Below are 637 nucleotides of genomic sequence, written 5' to 3' on the forward strand. Positions count from 1 at the left end.
GCTTCTCAGCGTTGGTTTCAGGCCGCCCGACGTTCGCGATGATGTTCCACGTCTTCAATGCGTCCGCTGCCAGCATTTGCCACGCTCGAGCGAAGACGCCGAGGTGGTTGATTGCATCGTCCTGCCGCACCTTGGCGGCCTTTGCGAGCGTCTCTTCAGCGAGCGAGCCGGCTTGCTCATTCTGGCCGAGGTCGTCCAACGCCTTGATCTGCTCATACGTCGACGCGGTCAGGTAGTGCAGCGTCTCGTTGAACTTCGCGGAGTTTTTCGCCGGGTCTTCGGAAAGCTTCGTGAAATAGCCGACCGCATCGTCGACGGAGATGCCGAGCGTCTTGCTCATCGCAAGGGCGCCTTCAGAAACCAACTGCAACGAGTCGCCCGAGATCTTGCCGGACGCCGCGACAGCAGCAGCGACCTCTGCGGCCGAATGCTGCGAGGAATGCGTCGAGTTAGCCACCGCGGCCGATAGCCGGTTCAGGTCGTCGATGGTCTTGCCGACGTAGTTCCCCGTGCCGGTCAGCGCCTTGTTGAACTCGTTTACCTCGTTCGAGGCCTGGACGATGGTCGCCACCACGGCCGCCGCTGCGCCCGCGAGGCCCAGTGCAGCGAGGCCCGCCTTGCTGAAGAGCAGCGACGC

General features: G+C 63.1%; 1 protein-coding gene. It reads right to left on the reverse strand.

What is annotated here, in order from left to right:
* Nucleotides 1–637: phage tail length tape measure family protein (locus AC1DTN_RS38175; protein ID WP_477925362.1), on the reverse strand; the 637-nt coding region annotated here is incomplete at both ends.

The organism is Rhizobium sp. 01T444 (assembly GCF_056398305.1).